This is a genomic window from Jannaschia aquimarina, assembly GCF_000877395.1.
Classification (GTDB): domain Bacteria; phylum Pseudomonadota; class Alphaproteobacteria; order Rhodobacterales; family Rhodobacteraceae; genus Jannaschia; species Jannaschia aquimarina.
This window is the reverse complement of sequence record NZ_JYFE01000004.1, coordinates 25,912-46,166: the sequence shown is the minus strand read 5'-3', so window position 1 is coordinate 46,166 and position 20,255 is coordinate 25,912. Positions and strand designations below refer to the sequence as shown.

The following is a 20,255-nucleotide window of genomic DNA, read 5'->3' as shown; positions in this document are numbered from 1 at the left end:
GTTCAGGCAGCGCTTTGGAGGGCGGAGGACGAACAGGTGCAGATTTAATCCAATAAGATGAAGGCCATGCTATGCTAGGAGGGGGGGCGGAAAGCGGTCGTTCGCTGCAACGGGTCGTTCGCGATCTCCGTCTGGTCGGAGTGGCTGGGCCGCCGCGCCTAGAAGGCAGCGTTCGGATGGAAGGGACATTCAGCCACGGGGAAGTAAAAACCGCTGGACTGATCTCTTCGAATCTATGCGATAATTGATGCGACATGATCTACGCGCATTCTCTTGCCGACAAACCCGCATCTGAATGGGAAACGCTCGAGGCGCACGCCTTGCAGGTCGCGGCGGCAGCTCGCGCCCGGGCCGAGCCGTTCGGAGCCGGCGAACTGGCCGAGGTACTCGGGCTGCTGCATGACCTCGGCAAAATCAAGGCGGGCTTTCAGCGCAAGCTTTCGGGCGAGATCAACGACACAGCCCATTCCGGCGAGGGGGCGAAAGTCTTGTGGGGCGGGGCAGCGCGCCCTCTTGCCGCGGCCATTGCCGGGCATCACGGTCGATTGCCCGACCCCGACAGGCTCCGCGTCCGCATTGCTGCCGCCGAAGCGGTCACGCTTCCGAAGTGGTGCCGCCTGCCAGACTGGGAGTGGCCCGCCAGATTGCGCGAGGACAAGTCCCTCGGTTCCTACCGGCTGCAATTCCTGGTGCGCATGCTTTTTGGCGCCCTTTGCGACGCGGACGACCGCGAGACGGCGGCGTTCTACGCGGGTATCCCCGACCGTTCCCCGGGGGTGGTGACGGAGGCGATGTGCGCCGCGTTCGATGTCCACATGGCCGGGATAGGCGGCGAGGGGTCCGTCAACGACCTGCGGCGCCGCGTCTTGTCCCATGGGCGAGACGTCGCATCCGAGACGCCGGGCCTTTTCACGCTGACGGTGCCGACAGGGGGCGGCAAGACACTGACCTCGCTGGGTTTCGGGCTCGACCATGCGCTAGCGCACGGATTGCGGCGGCTAATCTACGTGATCCCCTACACTTCGATCATCGAGCAGACGGTAGATGTGTTCCGCCGCGTGCTGGGGACGGATGCGGTACTGGAGCATCACTCGAATGCCGATTGGGACGGCGAGGACGAGGCCGAGGCGGAGCAGCGGCGAGTGTCGGGGGCGTCTTGGGACGTGCCGGTCGTGGTGACCACAGCGGTGCAGTTCTTCGAGAGCTTGCACGCCGCCCGCAAGAAGCGCTGCCGCAAGCTCCCGAGCCTCGCCCGGTCGGTCATCGTGCTGGACGAGGCGCAGACGATGCCCTTGCCCCTGTTGCGACCTTGCTTGGCCGCCTTGCGGGAGCTGATGGAGGGCTACGGGGCGAGCGTCGTGCTCTCGACGGCAACGCAGCCCGCGCTGACGAAGGCGGGGGGATTCCCGGCGGGCGAGGCATTGGAGGGCGCGCGCGAGATCGCGCCGGAGCCTGCAGCGTTGTTTGCGGCGCTGAAACGGGTGGAGGTGCGCGACGTCGGGTCGATGGACGACGCGGCGCTGGCCAACCGGCTGCGGGCGGAGCGGCGCGCGCTCTGCATCGTCGACAACCGGATGCAGGCCCGGGCGCTGTTCGACGCGGTGCGGGATGCCGACGGCGCGGCCCATCTGTCGACGCTGATGGTTCCGGCGCACCGGCGCGCGGTGCTGGCAGAGGTGCGCGCGCGACTGAGGCAAGGGGCGCCAGTGCGACTGGTGTCCACCTCGCTGATCGAGGCGGGGGTGGACGTGGATTTCCCGGTCGTGCTGCGGGCGGCGGCGGGCATCGACTCGGTCGCGCAGGCGGCGGGGCGCTGCAACCGCGAAGGGCGGCTTGATCGGGGCTTGGTCGAGGTCTTCCGGTCCGAGCATCCTGCGCCGCCGGCAGTGGAGCAGTTCGCCGCGATTGGTCGGGCGGTTCTAGCCGAGGGGCACGAGGATCCGATCGGCGAGGACGCGGTGGCGTCGTACTTCCGGCGGCTGTGGGGGGAGTATGGTGAGGACGCGCTGGACGCCGCGGAGGTGCACGGCGTCCGGGGCCTGCTGGCGGCCATCGCGCGCACCCCCGGCGCCTGCCCCTACGAGCAGGTGGAGGCGGCGTTCCGCATTATCCCCGGCGGCGAGCGGACTGTCATCGTGCTGGACGGGCCGTGGGGCGTCGGGTCGAATGCGCTTGAGGCGGCGCGGTTCGGTTCGGCCGGGTCGGTCGCGAAGCTGGTGCAGTCCCATGCCGTCAACGTTCCCTGGGCGATGTGGTCGTCGATGTGGGAGGCGGGGCAGATCGCCTGGTGGGCGCCGGATTGGTTCGAGGAGCAGTTCGCGGTGCTGCAAACGAGCGATCTGTACGACGCGGAGGCCGGGCTGAGCGGGGTCGGCGAGGGCGCATGGGTCGTGTGAAGGGTTAATTTTCCGTTAACCATTAGGCCGTTGACGGCCCGTGCGAGATCAGCAAGTTTCCGCCCATGTACGCCTCCCTGTCAGACTGTCCGGCATGACCGCCCCCGGAATCAAGTTGCTGGTCCGCGGCCGCAACGCCTGCTTCACGCGCCCCGAGATGAAGGTGGAGCGGGTCTCCTACGATGTGATGACGCCCTCGGCGGCGCGCGGCATCCTGGAGGCGATCCATTGGAAGCCCGCGATCCGCTGGGTGGTCGACCGCATCCACGTGCTGCGCCCCATCCGGTTCGAGACGATCCGGCGCAACGAGGTCGCCTCGAAGATTCCGGCGGGCAAGGCGCGATCCGCCATGAAGGCGGGGGATCTGGGCGGGCTGGCGCTGGCCGTCGACGAGGACCGGCAGCAGCGCGCGATGCTGTGCCTGGTCGGCGTGGCCTACGGGATCGAGGCGCATTTCGAGATGACCGGCCGGGCGGGGCCCGGCGACAATCCGGGTAAGCATGCCGAGATGTTCCGGCGCCGGGCCGCAAAGGGCCAGTGCTTCCACCAGCCCTGCCTCGGCGTGCGCGAGTTCCCCGCGGATTTCGAGCTGGTCGAGGGGTTCGAGCCTGCGATCCCCGAGACGCGCGACCTGGGCTGGATGCTGCACGACATCGACTATGCGAACGGGCGCGCCTCGGTCTTCTACCGCGCGCGGATGGAGGCGGGCGTCATCGACGTGGGCGCCTGCCTGGCAGAGGGGCGGGGGCGGTGACGATCCTGCAGGAGTTGGCGGCGCTCTATGATGCGCGGGCGGTGGAGAAGAAGTGGCCGCGTCCGGGGTTCTCGACCGAGAAGATCGGCGCGGTGGTGGTGCTGGCCGGGGACGGATCGGTGAGCGAGATCCGTCGGCTGGGGAGCTTCGAGAAGAACAAGTTCGTCCCTAGGAGGATGACGGTCCCTGCTGCGATCAAGCGTGCCAGCGGGATCAAACCCAACACCTTCTGGGACAAGACGGCTTACGCGCTGGGCGTCACCGAGACGCCGGACGGCCCCGGCCAGGGCAAGCGGACGGCGGCCGAGCATGCGGCCTGGGTCGCGGCCCATCTGGAATTGCTGGAGGGGGCCACGGACCCCGCTTTGATCGCGTTGCACCGGTTCTGCGAGACGTGGGAGTCGGAGCGGTTCGCCGACCATCCGGACGCGGCGGGGCTAGTGGATCAGAACGTGGTGTTCCGCCTGGGCGACGGCGGGCTCGTCCACGATCTGCCCGCAGCGCAGGCCCTGCTGACTGGCGCGGGGGAGGGGGATGCGATCTGCCTCGTCTCGGGTCGCGCGGGTCCGGTGGCGCGGCTGCACCCGTCGATCAAGGGGGTGATGGGCGCGCAGACGGCGGGGGCCTCGCTGGTATCGTTCAACGACGCCGCCTACGAATCCCACGGCAAGAAGCAGGGCGACAACGCGCCCGTCTCGGAGGCCGCGGCCTTCGCCTACGGGACCGCCCTGAACGCGCTGCTGGCCAAGGGGTCGGGGAACCACCTGCGGATCGGCGGGGACACCGTGGCATTCTGGGCCGAGGAGCCGGAGGCGGAGAACTGGTTCGACGCGATGCTCGCGGGCGCGGGCGACCCGGCCGCCGAGCCCGAGTTGGCGGGCAGGCTGCGCGCCATGGCCGAGGGGCGGCGGCGCGACGACGTGGCGCTGAACCCGGACGCACGGCTCTTCGTCCTGGGATTGGCGCCGAACGCGGCGCGGCTGGCGGTGCGGTACTGGCATCCGGGCACGCTGGGCGATTTTGCCCGCGCGGTGACGCGGTTCTGGGACGACATGGCGATCGCGCCGTCCCCCTTCGCCAAAGACGGGGCCCTGATGCCGCCGAAGCCCTGGGCGCTGCTCTACGACGTGGCCGCCCAGCGGGACGCGGGCAATATCCCGGCCACCCTGGGCGGCGAGTTGATGCGCGCGATCATGACGGGCGGGCGCTATCCGGCGACGTGGCTGGCCGCGCTTATGGGGCGGCTGCGGATCGAGGGAGAGCCGGACGCCAAGGCCGGCAAGGTCGACGGCCGGAGGGCGGCGGCGATCGCCGCGATCCTTCGGCGCAACCATGGACAGGAGGTGCCGATGGCGCTGGATGAAGGGGCGCGCGATGTCGCGTATCTGCTGGGGCGGCTCTTCGGGGCGTATGTCTACGCCGAGAAGAGCTATCAGGAGCGTGGCGCGGGCCTGCGGCAAAAATACATGGGCGCGGCCTCGGCCACGCCCGCGCGGGTCTTTCCGGTGCTGATGCGCGGCTACGAGCACAACCTGTCGTCGCTGCGCAAGGCGGGCGGCATGAAGGCCGGTTCGGGTGCCCGCGCCGACCGCGCCGTCGCCGCCATCATCGACGCGCTGGAGGGCGAGATGCCTGCCACCTTGCCGCTGGAAGCGCAGGGGCGCTTCTTCATCGGCTTCTACCACCAGATCTCGGCCTTCTATGCCAAGCCCGAAGAGGCGGCGGACGCGCTGATCGACGACACCGACGCGGAAGGAGACGCGGCATGAACGAGCAGGCCACCATGGAGCTGGACCGGACGGGTGCCAGCCTGACCAATCGGTACGACTTCGTGCTGTTCCTCGACGTCGAGAACGGGAACCCCAACGGCGACCCGGACGCGGGCAACATGCCGCGGATGGACCCGGAGACGAACCGCGGCCTGATGTCGGACGTCTCGGTCAAGCGGAAGCTTCGGAACTACGTGGCGATGGCGCATGGCAACCGCGCGCCGCACCGCATCTACTTCACCGAGCGGGCCGTGTTGAACGAGGCCCATGGCGAGGCGTGGGACGCGGTGCTGCCCGACGTGGCCGCGAAGGATCGCGCGAAGCTGCCCAAGAAGGACGAGGAGGCGCGCGCGCTGACCGACTGGATGTGCGCCAATTTCTGGGACGTCCGCACCTTCGGCGCCGTCATGTCCACCGGCGTGAACGCGGGCCAGGTTCGGGGGCCGGTGCAGCTGTCCTTCGCCCGCTCGGAAGAGGCGATCATGCCGCTGGAGGTGTCAATCACCCGCTCGTCGGTGACCAACGAGAAGGACCGCGACAAGGAGCGGACGATGGGCCGCAAGGCGGTGGTGCCCTACGGCCTCTACCGCGTGTACGGCTTCGTCAACGCGAAACTGGCGCAGCGCACCGGGTTCGGGGAGGACGACCTGACGCTGCTGTGGACGGGGCTTCGCGACATGCTGGACCTCGAGCGGTCCGCCGCGCGCGGGATGATGGCCGCTCGCCGCCTCGTCGTATTCAAGCATGACAGCGACCTGGGCAACGCGCAGGCGCACCGGCTGTTCGAGCGCGTGACCGTGAGCCGCGTCGATGGTGGGGATGCCGTACCGGTGGGGGACCCGCGCAGCCACAACTGGCCGCCGGCGCGCGCCTTCTCGGACTACCGCATTGATGTCGACACGGCCGACCTGCCTGCGGGGGTGGAGGTCGTGGAGCCCTGGTAGGTGGACAGCCTGCCGCTCTCGGCGCTGCAGCACTGGCTGTTCTGCCCCCGGCAATGCGCGCTGATCCACGTGGAGCGCTTGTGGGAGGAGAACCGCCTGACCGCCGAGGGCCGCGTCCTGCACGAGCGCGCCGACGAGGGCCTGCCCGAAAGCCGCGAGGGGATGCGGGTGCTGCGCGCGGTCCACGTCGCGTCCGAGCGGCTGGGTGTGCACGGGGTGGCCGACGTGGTCGAGATGCAGGGAGGCATCCCGTTCCCGGTCGAGTACAAGCGCGGCCGGCCCAAGGCGCACCGCGCCGACGAGGTACAGCTTTGCGCCCAAGCCATGTGCCTGCAGGAGATGACGGGCCGGGAGGTGCCCGAAGGCGCGCTGTTCTACGGGGCCCGGCGGCGGCGGCAGGCGGTGGCGTTCGACTCGGACCTGCGCGACCTGACGGAACGGGTCGCGGCCGAAGCGCGGTCGGCGATGGCGCAGGGCACGCTACCTTCGCCGGTCTACGAGGCCGGGCGGTGCGAAGGCTGCTCGCTGAACGGATTGTGCCGTCCCGAGGCGCCGCGCGCCGCCGCGGGATGGCTGGCCCGGCGGCTGGCGCGGGCGGGGGTGCCGGAATGAAGCGGCTTCTCAACACGCTCTACGTCACGACCGAGGGCGCGCGGCTGCGCAAGGACGGCGAGACCATCGCCGTGGAGATCGACGGTCGCGTGGCCAAGCGCAGCCCGGCCCACCTGCTGGGGCAGATCGTCCTGTTTGGCGAGACCTCGGCCTCGCCGGACGTGATGCACTTCGCGGCGGCATCCGGCATCTCGATGGCCTGCCTGGGCTGGTCCGGCAAGCTGATGGCGCGGATTGAGGGGCCGCAATCGGGCAACGTCCTGCTACGGCGCGCGCAGCACCGGGCGACCGCGGATCCCGCCGCCGCCCTGCCGGTGGCCCGCGCGATCGTCGCGGCCAAGGTCGCCAACCAACGCGCCGTGCTGCGACGGCACCTGCGCGACTACGGGGACGCGCCCGGCACCGCGGCCGTGGACGCGGCGCAGAGGCGGCTGGCCGACGCGGCGCGGCTGGCGCTGGACGCCCCGGACCTCGACGCCCTGCGTGGACAGGAGGGCGAGGCCGGGCATGCCTACTGGTCGGTCTTCGGGCGTCTGATCCGGGTGGACGACCCGGCCTTCGCCTTCGCGGGCCGCAACCGCCGGCCGCCGCGCGACGCGGTCAACGCGGTGCTGTCATTCCTCTACGCGCTGGTCGCGCTGGACACGCGGGCGGCCTGCGAGGCACATGGGCTGGATCCGCAGATGGGGTTCCTGCACCGCGACCGGCCGGGTCGGATGTCGCTGGCGCTGGACCTCATGGAGGAGTTGCGCGCGCCCCTGGCCGACCGCGTGGCATTGTCGCTGATCAACCGGCGGCAGTTGGCTGCGCGGGACGTCCAGGTTCAGGAGACGGGCGCGGTGCTCTTGACCGAGGACGGGCGGCGCACGGTCCTGCAAGCCTATCATGATCGCAAGCGGGTGGAGTTGCGCCATGCCTGGCTGGACGAACGGCTGCCCCTCGGCCTCGTGCCGCAGGTCCAGGCGCAACTGCTGGCGCGGCTCCTGCGCGGCGACCTCGATGCCTATCCGGCCTGGGTGTGGTAGGTGTTGGTTCTGGTGACCTACGATGTGGCCAGCGGGCCGGGCGGCGCGCGGCGATTGCGCCGCGTGGCTCGGATCTGCGAAGATCATGGCCAGCGCGTCCAGTACTCGGTCTTTGAATGCGAGGTCGACCCGGCACGCTGGACGGCGATGCGCGCTCGGCTCGTCGAGGCGATCGACCCCGCCACCGACAGCCTGCGGTTCTACTTTCTGGGGCGGGAATGGCGCAGGCGGGTCGAGCATGTCGGCGCGCGCCCGTCCGAGGACCCCGACGATCTGATAATTGTGTGATGCGAACCCCAAGCGGCCGTTCGGCGCTTGAGAGGTTCGCGGGCCTTGTAGACATCTGTTTTGCAAGTCATCGAGGCTTTCTCCGAGGCCGTCAGGAGCCGACCGCACGGAGATTCGCAGATCGCCCGACATTTCCTGTCCGAAAAGAGCATGATAGCCAGACGGAGTCGCCCCCTTCGCGGGGGCGTGGATCGAAACATGCCATGCCGGAAGGCACGGGAAAGCCCCGAAAGTCGCCCCCTTCGCGGGGGCGTGGATCGAAACCAACACCAAGCTGCGGAAGAAAAATATCCGATGGTCGCCCCCTTCGCGGGGGCGTGGATCGAAACGTGGGCTTCGGCTCCGACGCGATCTGGTCTTCCGTCGCCCCCTTCGCGGGGGCGTGGATCGAAACATCATTCAGGTCGGCGACGGCGCGGACCCGGAAGGTCGCCCCCTTCGCGGGGGCGTGGATCGAAACAAGGTTCGCGTCAGGTCTTCGAAGTATACGCGCAGTCGCCCCCTTCGCGGGGGCGTGGATCGAAACTTCTCGTCAGTCATCAGACGGCCTCCTCCAGAAAGTCGCCCCCTTCGCGGGGGCGTGGATCGAAACCGTTCGCTCGACCGTGCCTCCGGTCGCGTTAGAAGTCGCCCCCTTCGCGGGGGCGTGGATCGAAACTGCTCGTGCGTTTCCTCCGTGTCGCGGAAGATCGGTCGCCCCCTTCGCGGGGGCGTGGATCGAAACAAATTCACAAAGACAGGTTATGTCGGGGAAGGATGTCGCCCCCTTCGCGGGGGCGTGGATCGAAACGGGTGCCCTCGTATTTGTCCTTCACCGCACTCAGGTCGCCCCCTTCGCGGGGGCGTGGATCGAAACTGGCGTACAAGGCGACCCGCTCCGGCGGGAAGGTGTCGCCCCCTTCGCGGGGGCGTGGATCGAAACCGGTCGCGACAGGTCTGCCCAACGTGCCGGGGCAGGTCGCCCCCTTCGCGGGGGCGTGGATCGAAACCTCGGCGTCGCGGAAGATCGCACCCGTGATCGACTGTCGCCCCCTTCGCGGGGGCGTGGATCGAAACCAAGCCGCCACGGTGGACAACTCGCCCTTGGCCAGTCGCCCCCTTCGCGGGGGCGTGGATCGAAACGGTAGCGTGATGCCAAGCCACGCAACCGAGAGAGGTCGCCCCCTTCGCGGGGGCGTGGATCGAAACGGCTGCGGGTAGTTCGGGAGCGGCCCCGCCGAACGTCGCCCCCTTCGCGGGGGCGTGGATCGAAACGTGTGCGGGACGGTGTTCCGGGGACTTTCCAGTCGTCGCCCCCTTCGCGGGGGCGTGGATCGAAACACGAATCCATCGACGACCATGTTGGTCATATCATGTCGCCCCCTTCGCGGGGGCGTGGATCGAAACTTTGTCTGCATATGCCCAATTCCAGCCGCCAGCGGTCGCCCCCTTCGCGGGGGCGTGGATCGAAACACCTTTCGGAAAAATGGCGCCCCCTATGGGGCGCGTCGCCCCCTTCGCGGGGGCGTGGATCGAAACCGGTCGAAGCTGCGCGCGACCTCTCCCGGCTGCTGTCGCCCCCTTCGCGGGGGCGTGGATCGAAACAGGCCAGCCTCGCGTCGCTCCAGCGCGAGGTCAAGTCGCCCCCTTCGCGGGGGCGTGGATCGAAACTCACCGAAAATGACCCGCGTCACCGGTTCAACGGGTCGCCCCCTTCGCGGGGGCGTGGATCGAAACGATGCCAGCGGCCTTGATGCAGTGCGCAAACTCGTCGCCCCCTTCGCGGGGGCGTGGATCGAAACTTACGCGCACCTCCGAAAGGCCAGCAGCGGCGTGGTCGCCCCCTTCGCGGGGGCGTGGATCGAAACGTCGGCACGTTTTTCGGTTACCTCTGTGTCGGATGTCGCCCCCTTCGCGGGGGCGTGGATCGAAACAACATTGGCGTTTTGGTCTGCGGTGCGGATCACGTCGCCCCCTTCGCGGGGGCGTGGATCGAAACTATAGCGGGGGCGGCGAGGCGCCCGAGGGCGAAAGTCGCCCCCTTCGCGGGGGCGTGGATCGAAACATCTTCGGCGCGCGTGAATTGGCGGGACTTACGTGTCGCCCCCTTCGCGGGGGCGTGGATCGAAACACCGTGGACGGCAGGCTCGCGAGAGAGAGAACCTGTCGCCCCCTTCGCGGGGGCGTGGATCGAAACTTCGGCAATGCGCTTATTAAAGGCTAGGCAAAGAGTCGCCCCCTTCGCGGGGGCGTGGATCGAAACAGGGCAACGCAGAGTCATGTTTTCGCAATCCCAGGTCGCCCCCTTCGCGGGGGCGTGGATCGAAACGGTCCGGCAGCGGGCAACGGAGCATCGTTGTCCTGTCGCCCCCTTCGCGGGGGCGTGGATCGAAACAGGATGTGAATGGCAACACCACTCGAGCATCCGTGTCGCCCCCTTCGCGGGGGCGTGGATCGAAACTTGCGGCCTGCGACGGGGTCAGGCGTGTCGCGCGTCGCCCCCTTCGCGGGGGCGTGGATCGAAACTCACCGTACAGCACCCGCGCGCCTTCCGACGCGGTCGCCCCCTTCGCGGGGGCGTGGATCGAAACCCCAGCGACGAGGATATCGAGCAGGCGGCACCCAGTCGCCCCCTTCGCGGGGGCGTGGATCGAAACGGGAGCGCGCTGAACAAGCGAAACGAAAGTAGCGGTCGCCCCCTTCGCGGGGGCGTGGATCGAAACATCTGATGGTTCTACTGACGGTTCCCCGGACACTGTCGCCCCCTTCGCGGGGGCGTGGATCGAAACTTCCACCAAGCGCATTGGCAATGACCGTCTCGGAGTCGCCCCCTTCGCGGGGGCGTGGATCGAAACTACTCCGACAACGCCGGCACATTCGACGCCAACGGTCGCCCCCTTCGCGGGGGCGTGGATCGAAACCATCCGTTGATGAGGAGAAAAGTCGAGCCGGTAAAGTCGCCCCCTTCGCGGGGGCGTGGATCGAAACAAGATGCGTGTGATCGAGACGGAGTTGGCTTGGGTCGCCCCCTTCGCGGGGGCGTGGATCGAAACACGTCGCAGGTGCTCGGGCTGTTGGGATTGCCGTGTCGCCCCCTTCGCGGGGGCGTGGATCGAAACGATTAGGTCGTAATGAGAAATCACTATGACGTGAGTCGCCCCCTTCGCGGGGGCGTGGATCGAAACTCGGCGCAATCGTCTTGAGGTCCGCAAAGTCCGTGTCGCCCCCTTCGCGGGGGCGTGGATCGAAACATCTGTTTCTCCTCGGGACACTGCGGCATCAAGGGTCGCCCCCTTCGCGGGGGCGTGGATCGAAACCGGTGTGCCGTGTCTCTATTTGAATCCAGCGGCGTCGCCCCCTTCGCGGGGGCGTGGATCGAAACTCGGTCACCGAAGATGCTGGCGGGCAACCGGACCGTCGCCCCCTTCGCGGGGGCGTGGATCGAAACAACGGCGGAGGATCTGGCAAACCTATGGCTCCAGGTCGCCCCCTTCGCGGGGGCGTGGATCGAAACAATCCGAGCGCCGATACCAATCCAGGTATCGTGTGTCGCCCCCTTCGCGGGGGCGTGGATCGAAACCTCGCCAAAAGCACTGATGGCCTGACCGCGCCTCGTCGCCCCCTTCGCGGGGGCGTGGATCGAAACAACTCAGCTTTTAGCAGGTTTCCCGCTCGGCCCTCGTCGCCCCCTTCGCGGGGGCGTGGATCGAAACACAACTCCGTCGCGCCCCTGCGCACCGTCCAGGCGTCGCCCCCTTCGCGGGGGCGTGGATCGAAACATTGGTCCCTCCTGACAGGCCAACCGGGCCGAGCGTCGCCCCCTTCGCGGGGGCGTGGATCGAAACCCCGCATCACGGCCACCGGGACATGGCGATCGATAGTCGCCCCCTTCGCGGGGGCGTGGATCGAAACCCTTACTACGGCTCCAAGTGGAATATCGCTAGGGTCGCCCCCTTCGCGGGGGCGTGGATCGAAACGCCTGCCCTTTCGTTGTACATCTCGACGGCTGTCGTCGCCCCCTTCGCGGGGGCGTGGATCGAAACACGTGCCCGGAAACCGTGATGCGCGCAATACCCTGTCGCCCCCTTCGCGGGGGCGTGGATCGAAACCATCAGGACAGCTACCACTCGTGGCCATTCCGCTGTCGCCCCCTTCGCGGGGGCGTGGATCGAAACCATCGCGGCGACTTTCTTGGCGAGTTCCTGCACCGTCGCCCCCTTCGCGGGGGCGTGGATCGAAACTTCCCGGATCCGGCGAGGCTGCCTTGGCCGACGGTCGCCCCCTTCGCGGGGGCGTGGATCGAAACCACATCGCATACCAAATTGTCCCGGCGAGCGCCGTCGCCCCCTTCGCGGGGGCGTGGATCGAAACATGGAAGCCACTTGGCGCCCCAACCCCAGATGTGTCGCCCCCTTCGCGGGGGCGTGGATCGAAACGCTGCCGAAAGCAGACATGGTGCGCGAAGAATGGGTCGCCCCCTTCGCGGGGGCGTGGATCGAAACGGTGCGTAAGTTTGCCAAGCGCCACGGCATTACGGTCGCCCCCTTCGCGGGGGCGTGGATCGAAACCGTCTGACAAGGCCAAGTTGCACAAGGGGCGGCCGTTGCCCCCTTCGCGGGGGCGTGGATCGAAACAGTTGTGTATGAGACGGGCGGCTTTAGTGTCCCTGTCGCCCCCTTCGCGGGGGCGTGGATCGAAACGCCGGTACCCTCGCCATCACCTGTCCCGCCAGTTGTCGCCCCCTTCGCGGGGGCGTGGATCGAAACAATCCAATGACACCGCCTGTGCGGCGCCCCCCCGGTCGCCCCCTTCGCGGGGGCGTGGATCGAAACGCCTGCTTCGCCTTCGAGGTGCCGGTTGCAGAGGCGTCGCCCCCTTCGCGGGGGCGTGGATCGAAACCGCAGATACGATCACCTGCCCACCAGAGACCGTCGTCGCCCCCTTCGCGGGGGCGTGGATCGAAACTTGACTACGGCTTCGATCTGGCGCCGGTCCTGGCGTCGCCCCCTTCGCGGGGGCGTGGATCGAAACCGGACGTAGAGCTTGGTGACGCCCTTCGGGACGTGTCGCCCCCTTCGCGGGGGCGTGGATCGAAACCTGGGCAAGATGTTGAAGGACCTGATGGGCTCCGGTCGCCCCCTTCGCGGGGGCGTGGATCGACACACACGCCCGAGGGATTGTTCGACTTCATGGCCGCGTTGCCCCCTTTCGAGGGCGAACATGGCCAATTCTGGAGCGATCGGAAAGACGAAGCGATCACCGTCATGCTGAGCCTGCGCGGAAAGCACAGCGCCATCGTCTGCGGCGGATGAGACAGCGGCAATCGGCACGCTGCTCCGCAGCGACCGCACCTCGCGCGAATGTCCGCTCCGGGTCATGGGCCGTCATCCGAAGATACGGCGGCCACGGCCTTCGACGACCGGTCCCCCTGCCCGTCTGCGGTCAGCACCCGCCAGACCGTCGATCGGCTGACCTTAAGTTCCGCCGCGATCGCCACCGGCCCCAGCCCTTGGGCATGCAACTCGTGCACCTTCGCAGCGTCCACCATGGGTTTGCGCCCCTTGTAGACCCCCCGGGCCTTGGCCTTCGCGATTCCCTCCATCTGCCGCTCGCGGCGCAGGTTGGTCTCGAACTCGGCGAACACGCCCAACATGTCGAGGAACGCTTTGCCGGCGGCGGTGGAGGTGTCGATGGGCTGTTCGGTCGCGACGAGAGCCACCTCCTTCGTGCGCAGCTCCCGGACGATGTCCTGCAGATCCCCGATGGAGCGCGCGAGCCGGTCCACCCGGGTCACGACCAGTTCGTCGTCGGGCCGGAGGAACTCCAGCAACGTCCGCAACTCCTCCCGGCCCTGGCGCGAAGTGCCCGAGACCTTCTCCTCTCGGATCACAGTGCAGCCCGCGCGCATCAATGCCTCGCGCTGGACGGTGAGGTCCTGGTCAGTCGTGGAGACGCGGGCGTAGCCGTAGCGGGGCATGGAAGGGGTCTGAGCCTCCGGTGTCGCGGTAGGGTCTAGACCTGCAACTGTAGACGTCGCATAGCCGCGATGGCAACCCTACTGCGACGTTGATCCGTTCGGCCGGCACGTTTCATCAATATGTCGCATATGGGTGCACTCATCCGCTACGTTTGCTCGGTTAGAGCCGCCCAGGCGTCGTGCTGGCTGAGGAAGACGCGGCCGGTGAGGTCGGCGAGCAGGTGGGAGCGCTCCAGCCGGTCCATCACGGGGCCTTTCACTTCCGAAAAGTGCAGGCGCACGCCCATGTCGCGGAGCCGGGCATTGATCGCCTCGAGGCTCTCCAAAGCGGAGAAGTCGATCTCGTTGACCGCACTCATCATCAGCACGATGTCAGTGATGCCGGAGCCCTCGGTGACGCGGGCCTGCACGAGATCCTCAAGGAAGCGGGCGTTGGCGAAGTAGAGACTCTCGTCGACGCGCAGGGTCACGAGGTGGGGCACGGTCTCGACCTCGTGGCGGAGGACGTTGCGAAAGTGCTCGGTGCCCGGGACGCGGCCCACCTCGGCGACATGGGGAAGAGATGTCTTCCATAGGTGAAGCAGGATCGACAGGATCACGCCGGAGGCCACGCCAGCCTCGACGCCCAAGCCAAGGGTCAGCAGGATCGTCGCGGCCACGGCGGCGAAATCGGCGCGGCTGTAGTCCCAGGTGCGGCGCAGGATCGATAGGTCCACCAGCGAAAGCACCGCCACCACAATGGTCGCCGCCAGCGTGGCCGTCGGCAGATAGAAGATCAGCGGCGTCAGCGCGAGCGCCGCGACTGCGAGGCCAAGGGCGGTGTAGGCGCCCGCCGCCGGCGTCTCGGCGCCCGCGTCGTGGTTCACGACCGACCGGGCAAAGCCGCCGGTGACCGGGTAGCCCCCCGTGAAGGCCGCGCCGATGTTGGCGGCGCCCAAGCCGATGAGTTCCTGGTCGGGGTCGATGCGCTGGCGCTTCTTGGCAGCGAGGGTCTGAGCGACCGAGACGGATTCGACGAAGCCGATGATGGAGATGAGGACCGCGGGCAGGGCGAGTTGCGCGATCAGGTCGGGGGCGAAGGACGGCAGTGTAAGGGGCGGCAGGCCCTGGGGCACCGCGCCGACGATGGCGACGCCCCGCTCTTCGAGCGACAGACCCCAGACGAGTAGCGTCGTGGCCACCACCGCCGCCACCGGCCCGGCCTTGGCCGCGACGTCGGCCGCGAGCGGCGGCAGGCCGATGCGGCGCAGCGCGGGCTTCATGCCCCGGCGGACCCAGAAGAGGAAGGCCGTCGCCGCTGAGCCAATGGCGAGTGTGATCCAGTTGGTCTGGCTCAGGTGCGAAAGCAGCGAGGCCACGATCTCGATCAACGTGTGCCCATGGGCGTCGATGCCCAGCAAGTGCTTGAGTTGGCTTGCGGCGATCAGGATGCCCGATGCGGTGATGAAGCCCGCGATGACCGGGTGGCTGAGGAAGTTGGCGACGAAGCCGAGCCGCAGGAGGCCGAGCAGGACGAGGAACGTGCCCGACAGTCCCGCGAGTGTCAGCGCGGCCACGGCGTAGCCTGCAGTTCCCTGCGCGGCGACCTCGCCCACGGCCGAGGCCGTCAGCAGCGAGACGACCGCGACGGGTCCGACGGCCAGCGACCGCGAGGTGCCGAACACCGCATAGAGGAGGATCGGTACGATGGAGGCATAGATCCCCGCCTCGGGCGGCAGGCCGGCCAGCATGGCATAGGCCAGCGACTGCGGCACCAGCATGATCGTCACGATCACCGCCGCCAGCAGGTCCGACCCGAAGGCCGCGCGATCGTAGCGCCGCCCCCAGTCGAGGATCGGGATCAGACGGGCCGCTCGCATGCGTCGGGTCAGCCTTCCGTCGGCAGGCCCGCTTCCTTCCAGCCCGCGATCCCGCCCTCGATGACGCGGGCGCGATAGCCCATGCGACGCAGCGTGTCGGCGGCGAGCGCCGCGCGTCCGCCCGAAGCGCAGAGCACGTCCACCGTTCCGCTTTCACGGACCTCGGTCAGGCGTGCCTCGGCCATCGGGCTCTCGGGATCGGCGCGGGTCTCGAGCACGCCGCGCGGGATCGCGAGCGCGTCCGCGACCCGGCCTGCCTGGTCCAACTCGTCGGGCTCGCGCACGTCTAGGATGAGGCCGTCGGCCTCCGCCGGGGCGACAATGTCGACCCGTTCGCGCGCTTCAGCGACAAGGTCCTTGAAGCTCAAATTCATGGCAGCGTCCTTTCAGAAGCGATTTAGCGGCATTTTCAGATAGCGGTGACCGTCGGCTTCCGCCTCGGGCAGTCGCCCGGCGCGCAGATTGACCTGAAGTGCCGCGAGCATACGGTCGGGCAGCGCGAGCGTGGCGTCGCGCTCTTCGCGCTTGGCGATCCACGCATCGCGGTCGGCGCCCGCATGGACATGCTTGTTGCGATCGAGATGGTCGGCGACGGTTGCCTCCCACATCGGATCCTCGCGGCCCTCGGCGCCGTAATCGTGGCCGACGAAGAGGCGTGTGGGCCCGGGCAGCGCGAGGATCGCCTGCACGCTGTCCCAAAGCTCGGCGGCCGAGCCCCCTGGGAAGTCACATCGCGATGTTCCCATGTCCGGGTACATCAAGGTGTCGTGGACGAAGGCCACGTCTTCGCCCACCACGAAGCTGATTGAGCCCAGCGTGTGCCCCGGGCTCAGCATCACGCGGACGGGTAGATCGCCGATGGAGAATGTATCGCCGTCCGCGAGCAGGCGGTCGAAGTCCCGGTTGGGATCGAAGGCGTCCGGCAGATGGTAGAGGTCGCGCCAGAGCGCGGCGATCTCACGAACCTTGGCGCCGATGGCGTTGGGCGCGCCGGTCGCCTCGCGCAAGCGTGCGGAGGCCATCAGGTGGTCGGCATGGGGGTGGGTGTCGAGGATGTGCTCGACGACCAGTTTCTCGTGCCCGACGAGGTCGAGGACTGCGTCCATGCTACGCGTGTTCGTGGCGAAGGATCTCGGATCGAAGCCCAGCACCACGTCGATCAGCGCAGCCTTGCGGGTCACGGGGCAAGCCGCGACATATTGCACCGAGCCGGTCGGCTCGTCGTATACGCCCCAGACGTCCGGGCTGCTCGGGCCTCTCGATGGGGAATGGCGGATCAGCGGCTCGGTCATGCAGAGGCTCCGGCGAAGAGGGGAGAGGCCTTGGCCCGCCCGCCGAGCCACAGGCCGAACAGCATCGCGGGCAGGAAGGCGAGGGTGCCCGGCGCCATCAGCGGCAGGGCGGTCCAGGCGGGGCCGGGGCAGAAGCCGCCGATGCCCCAACCCAGGCCGAACAGCGCGGCCCCCGTCAGCAGCGGGCGATCGACGGCGGTGGAGGAGGGGACGTCGAAGTCGTCCATTAGCACGGGCGCGGACCTGCGCCAGGCGAGGCGGTAGCCAACAAAGGCCGTAACACTCGCTCCGCCCATCACGAAGGCAAGGCTCGGATCCCAGGTGGTGGTCCAATTGGCGACGTCGAGAAAGTTCAGCACCTTCGCCGGGTCCGACATGCCAGAGACCACGAGACCCACGCCGAACAGGAGCCCGGCAGCAAAACCCAGAACCACCCGCATCAGACCGGGCTCCCGATCAGGTGGCGTAGGACGAAGACCGTCGAGGCGGCCACGGCCATGAAGGTCGACACGGCGGCCAGCGAGCGGACTGATAGCCGCGCCAGGCCGCAGACCCCGTGGCCGGACGTGCAGCCCGAGCCGAGCGCGACACCCGTGCCCACCAGAAGGCCCGCGACCGCCATCATCGGCAGATTGGCAGAGACGGTCTGCTCCACCGGCCTGACGACGGTTCCAACCAGGACCGGCGCAGCGATCAACCCGGCTATGAAACTCAATCGCCACCCCCAGTCGCCGCCCCCTGACATGCCCACAGCCCCACGCGTGATCCCGGCGATTCCGGCGATGCGACCGAAGAGCACCATCACCATCACGGCCGACATGCCGATCAGGATGCCACCCGTGAGGGAAGCGAGGGGCGTGGATCCGGTAGGTGTGATGGGTGGCATGTCTTTCTCCTCGGATCGGCCGACCTTGCTAGGACGCCCTTTACCCGATACATATAAGAGATGTCTTTATCAGTCAAATCTAATATACAGGATATCGCCTTGCCCGAGTCGCCTTCCCTGTCCGAGCTGGAAGCGAAGGCCGGCCACGTCGCCGCCCGCCTCGCCGAGGCTGGCAACCCCAAGCGGCTATTGATCCTCTGCCACCTCGCCAAGCTGGAGCATGAGGGCACCGGCGAGGCTTCGGTTGGCGCGCTCCAGCGCGAGATCGGCCTGTCCCAGTCCGCATTGTCCCAGCATCTCGCCCGTTTGCGCGCCTCCGGCATGGTCGCCACGCGCCGGGAGAGCCAGACGATCCATTATCGCCTGGCTGACGCCGAGACGCGGGCGCTGATGGCCGCGCTCTACGCCGTGTTCTGCGCGCCGCAGTGACCGATCTCGCCCGCCTCGTCTCGGCTCACGGCCGAAGGATATCGGCCGCGGATGGAACGCGTCTCTTCGCGCCGGGTGACGAGGGGCAGGCCTATCTCGTCCCGCTCTCCGGGTCCGTTCGCGTGGAACAGACTGCACTCTCGGGACGTGTCGTCGTGCTCTATCGGCTCGGACCGGGGGAGGGATGCGTGATGACGACGACGTGCCTTCTGACCGGGCGACCATATGGCGCATGGGGCTATGCGGAAGGGGCCCTCGAAGCCGTCGCTATTCCCGCCGAAGCTTTCCATCGGCTCCTCGACTCGGACCAGTCGTTCCGCGCGGCGGTGATGTCGGCGTTTTCCTCTCGTATGCCCATGAGGACCACCTACCTTAGAGGGATTGCGCTTCCTGTCTTCACGCGGCTGACCACGATGGACGCGCGGTAGTGGCGGACGTGGGGGTCTTCGAAGAAGCGCGCTGTGAACGCCTCGTAATCCTCCATGTCGCGTAGGACGGCGATGACGACGAAGTCGGTATCGCCGGCCACGCAGTAGCATTGCTGCACCTGATTCTCGGCTATGGCCCGCCGCTTGAATGCATCCACGCGGTCGGGACCGTCGCGTTCCAGTTCCACGGCGATGAGCGCGGTAAGGCCGAAGCCCGCGCGTTTCGGCTCGACCACCGCGACCTCGGACATGATCGTGCCGTCTTCGCGCAATCGCTTTAGGCGGCGCTGCACCGAGGCGGTGGATGCACCAGCTTTGTCAGCGAGCTCGCGGATGGACGTGCGCGCATCTCGTTGCATCAGTGCTAGAAGCTTGCGGTCGATGGTATCCATGATCTCGATACGCCCTCCGCGCCGCTTTCCTGATGTATCATCATCACCGCAGACGTATTCTCGATACAACGTCATCGTTCGCCCCGGCTATAGGTCTCGATATGTGGCGCGGCGCAACCCTTATCCTCCCTCTCGGCATCGGAGCAGCCGTCTACGGCTTCGCCTTCGGCGTGCTGGCGGCTCAGGTCGGCTTTCCGGCATGGGGGGTCGGGCTGATGAGTGTCGGCGTTTTCGCCGGATCGTCTCAGATCGCCGCGGTGGATCAGTTCGCGGCGAATGGCGCGGTTGCGGGCGCGGTGGTGGCGGGGATGGCGCTGAACCTGCGATGTCTCGGGATCATGGCGTCCCTGTCGGAGGTCCTACGTGCGACGCCATTGATGAAGAAGCTGCTCGCCGTTCACGTCACCGCCGACGAGAACTGGGCGCTGACCATGTCCGAGCGTGCCCGCGATCCGAGTGTCGACGCGGATTTCCTGATCGGCTCGGGTCTGATGGTCGTCGCCATGTGGACCGGCTCCACCGTGCTGGGCGCATGGATCGGGGCGGGCGTCCCCGATCTTACGGGCTACGGCATCGGCTTCGCTTTCACGGCTGCCTTCATCGCCATGGCGCGCGGCCTGTGGCGCGGTCGTCGCGACCTCCTGCCGTTCGCATCGAGCTTTGCGGCGACGGCCGTGTTGGTTCGGTTCGAGGTGGAAGGCGCGTTCGCGATCCTCGGGGGGGCTGCGGTGGGCGTCATCGTTTCGGGCGCGATGCGTCTGGCGGCGGCCGGTCGCGCGGGCACCGCGCCGGAGCGCCCGTCATGACCGAGGCGCAATGGCTGCTGATCGGTCTGCTCGTAGCGGGCACGTTCGCGATCCGTCTGACCGGCCTGTTCATCGGCGACGCGGTCGAGCGCCGTCCAGCCCTGCGCGCTGTTCTGCATGACTTGCCAGGCTGCCTAGTCGTGGCGCTCGTGGCTTCGTCCCTGGCGGGTGCATCACCTCAAGCGTGGCTTGCGGCTGCCGTCGCGGTCGCGGTCGCCGCATGGTCGAACCACGTGATCCTCACCATGGCCATCGGAGTAGGTGCTTTCATCGCGATTGGCAGCCTGCTCCCGATCTAATTACAGGCGTCCCGGCAAACCGTGTTGCTGGCGTATGATCCGGTGACGAGGTGGATCTGTTTCGGGAGGGTCTGCTCCGGCCGCGTCACGCGATGACACTCGTTCGGAACGGCTGCGAGT

At 68.0% G+C, this 20,255-nt stretch carries 19 protein-coding genes and 1 CRISPR repeat array; of the genes, 12 read left to right on the top strand and 7 right to left on the bottom strand.

All coding sequences use genetic code 11. The features are described 5' to 3' along the window. Positions 1-254 precede the first annotated feature (254 nt). From jaqu_RS00740 to jaqu_RS22200, 8 genes are all read left to right on the top strand, one after another. Complete coding sequence (locus jaqu_RS00740; RefSeq protein WP_043917012.1) at positions 255-2,396, top strand: CRISPR-associated endonuclease Cas3''; 2,142 nt, start codon at positions 255-257, stop codon at positions 2,394-2,396. Between the two features lie 94 nt (positions 2,397-2,490). Next, the gene (gene cas5c / locus jaqu_RS00735; RefSeq protein WP_043917011.1) at positions 2,491-3,150 is read left to right on the top strand and encodes a type I-C CRISPR-associated protein Cas5c; all 660 of its coding nucleotides are present in this window, start codon (positions 2,491-2,493) and stop codon (positions 3,148-3,150) included. After that, a complete protein-coding gene (gene cas8c, locus jaqu_RS00730; RefSeq protein WP_052500686.1) occupies positions 3,147-4,919 on the top strand; it encodes a type I-C CRISPR-associated protein Cas8c/Csd1 in 1,773 nt (590 codons plus the stop codon). Before cas5c ends, cas8c begins: the two co-directional genes overlap by 4 nt. Next, complete coding sequence (cas7c, locus tag jaqu_RS21280) at positions 4,916-5,863, top strand: type I-C CRISPR-associated protein Cas7/Csd2 (protein WP_043917010.1); 948 nt, start codon at positions 4,916-4,918, stop codon at positions 5,861-5,863. Before cas8c ends, cas7c begins: the two co-directional genes overlap by 4 nt. Further along, positions 5,864-6,475, top strand: coding sequence for a CRISPR-associated protein Cas4 (cas4, locus tag jaqu_RS21275; RefSeq protein WP_043917009.1), 612 nt, complete (start codon positions 5,864-5,866; stop codon positions 6,473-6,475). It abuts the gene before it with no gap. After that, on the top strand, positions 6,472-7,500 hold the full coding sequence (cas1c, locus tag jaqu_RS00715) for a type I-C CRISPR-associated endonuclease Cas1c (protein WP_043917008.1): 1,029 nt from the start codon (positions 6,472-6,474) through the stop codon (positions 7,498-7,500). The genes cas4 and cas1c overlap by 4 nt, the downstream gene beginning before the upstream one ends. Next, positions 7,501-7,788: a CRISPR-associated endonuclease Cas2 gene (cas2, locus tag jaqu_RS00710; protein WP_043917007.1), complete on the top strand. Its 288-nt coding sequence runs from the start codon at positions 7,501-7,503 to the stop codon at positions 7,786-7,788. A gap of 166 nt (positions 7,789-7,954) precedes the next feature. Next, a CRISPR array of direct repeats spans positions 7,955-12,930; the repeat unit is 32 nt; unit sequence GTCGCCCCCTTCGCGGGGGCGTGGATCGAAAC. A 26-nt stretch (positions 12,931-12,956) separates the two neighbouring features. After that, on the top strand, positions 12,957-13,079 hold the full coding sequence (locus jaqu_RS22200; RefSeq protein WP_269078975.1) for a hypothetical protein: 123 nt from the start codon (positions 12,957-12,959) through the stop codon (positions 13,077-13,079). A 62-nt stretch (positions 13,080-13,141) separates the two neighbouring features. Here jaqu_RS22200 and jaqu_RS00705 read toward each other — a convergent pair whose 3' ends face one another. The 6 genes from jaqu_RS00705 to jaqu_RS00680 all read right to left on the bottom strand — a co-directional run bounded on the left by jaqu_RS00705 (position 13,142) and on the right by jaqu_RS00680 (position 17,781). After that, complete coding sequence (locus jaqu_RS00705) at positions 13,142-13,744, bottom strand: recombinase family protein (protein ID WP_043917006.1); 603 nt, start codon at positions 13,742-13,744, stop codon at positions 13,142-13,144. A gap of 146 nt (positions 13,745-13,890) precedes the next feature. Next, on the bottom strand, positions 13,891-15,603 hold the full coding sequence (locus jaqu_RS00700; RefSeq protein WP_043917005.1) for a SulP family inorganic anion transporter: 1,713 nt from the start codon (positions 15,601-15,603) through the stop codon (positions 13,891-13,893). An 8-nt stretch (positions 15,604-15,611) separates the two neighbouring features. Continuing rightward, positions 15,612-15,977 carry a rhodanese-like domain-containing protein gene (locus tag jaqu_RS00695; RefSeq protein ID WP_043917004.1) on the bottom strand — a complete coding sequence of 122 codons (366 nt, stop codon included), beginning with the start codon at positions 15,975-15,977 and terminating at the stop codon, positions 15,612-15,614. A gap of 12 nt (positions 15,978-15,989) precedes the next feature. Further along, complete coding sequence (locus tag jaqu_RS00690; protein ID WP_043917003.1) at positions 15,990-16,895, bottom strand: MBL fold metallo-hydrolase; 906 nt, start codon at positions 16,893-16,895, stop codon at positions 15,990-15,992. After that, on the bottom strand, positions 16,892-17,335 hold the full coding sequence (locus tag jaqu_RS00685) for a DUF6691 family protein (protein WP_043917002.1): 444 nt from the start codon (positions 17,333-17,335) through the stop codon (positions 16,892-16,894). The genes jaqu_RS00690 and jaqu_RS00685 overlap by 4 nt, the downstream gene beginning before the upstream one ends. Continuing rightward, entirely contained in the window at positions 17,335-17,781 is a 447-nt protein-coding gene (locus jaqu_RS00680) for a YeeE/YedE family protein (protein WP_043917001.1), read from the bottom strand. Before jaqu_RS00680 ends, jaqu_RS00685 begins: the two co-directional genes overlap by 1 nt. A 99-nt stretch (positions 17,782-17,880) precedes the next feature. Between jaqu_RS00680 and jaqu_RS00675 the strand changes: the two genes are divergently transcribed. Both jaqu_RS00675 and jaqu_RS22340 read left to right on the top strand, forming a co-directional pair. Next, positions 17,881-18,210: an ArsR/SmtB family transcription factor gene (locus jaqu_RS00675; protein ID WP_236687700.1), complete on the top strand. Its 330-nt coding sequence runs from the start codon at positions 17,881-17,883 to the stop codon at positions 18,208-18,210. Further along, positions 18,207-18,638 carry a Crp/Fnr family transcriptional regulator gene (locus tag jaqu_RS22340; RefSeq protein ID WP_161793810.1) on the top strand — a complete coding sequence of 144 codons (432 nt, stop codon included), beginning with the start codon at positions 18,207-18,209 and terminating at the stop codon, positions 18,636-18,638. The genes jaqu_RS00675 and jaqu_RS22340 overlap by 4 nt, the downstream gene beginning before the upstream one ends. Here jaqu_RS22340 and jaqu_RS00665 read toward each other — a convergent pair. Then, positions 18,578-19,030 carry an Lrp/AsnC family transcriptional regulator gene (locus tag jaqu_RS00665; protein WP_043916998.1) on the bottom strand — a complete coding sequence of 151 codons (453 nt, stop codon included), beginning with the start codon at positions 19,028-19,030 and terminating at the stop codon, positions 18,578-18,580. The genes jaqu_RS22340 and jaqu_RS00665 overlap by 61 nt on opposite strands. Positions 19,031-19,131: 101 nt before the next feature. Here jaqu_RS00665 and jaqu_RS00660 point away from each other — a divergent pair, with 101 nt between their 5' ends. Together jaqu_RS00660 and jaqu_RS00655 are read left to right on the top strand one after the other, a co-directional pair. After that, positions 19,132-19,836: an AzlC family ABC transporter permease gene (locus jaqu_RS00660; protein WP_043916997.1), complete on the top strand. Its 705-nt coding sequence runs from the start codon at positions 19,132-19,134 to the stop codon at positions 19,834-19,836. Then, positions 19,833-20,135, top strand: a complete 303-nt coding sequence (locus tag jaqu_RS00655) for an AzlD domain-containing protein (protein WP_043916996.1) — start codon at positions 19,833-19,835, stop codon at positions 20,133-20,135. Before jaqu_RS00660 ends, jaqu_RS00655 begins: the two co-directional genes overlap by 4 nt. Positions 20,136-20,255 lie beyond the last annotated feature (120 nt).